The sequence below is a fragment of the Bacillus sp. HY001 genome (assembly GCF_007558965.1).
In the GTDB taxonomy this organism is placed as follows: Bacteria; Bacillota; Bacilli; order Bacillales; family Bacillaceae_G; genus Bacillus_A; species Bacillus_A mobilis.
Genome location: NZ_VLTE01000406.1, coordinates 1 through 203, shown reverse-complemented (window position 1 = coordinate 203; position 203 = coordinate 1). Strand labels below are relative to the sequence as shown.

At 36.5% G+C, this 203-nt stretch carries 1 protein-coding gene; it reads left to right on the top strand.

Annotated features, from left to right (window positions below):
- On the top strand, window positions 1-203 hold a 203-nt coding region (locus FOT98_RS31995), incomplete at both ends, for a transposase (RefSeq protein WP_144291306.1).

Below are 203 nucleotides of genomic sequence, written 5' to 3'. Positions count from 1 at the left end.
TTCCGAAAACACATTCTTATATTGGAATGGATGTAGGATTAAAAGATTTCGCCATTTTGTCAGATGGAACAACCTATAAAAACCCTAAATTTTTTCGCTCATTGGAAGAGAAGTTGGCAAAAGCACAGCGTGTTCTTTCTAGAAGAATGAAAGGATCTTCTCGCTGGAATAAACAACGAGTAAGGGTAGCTAGAATTCATGAA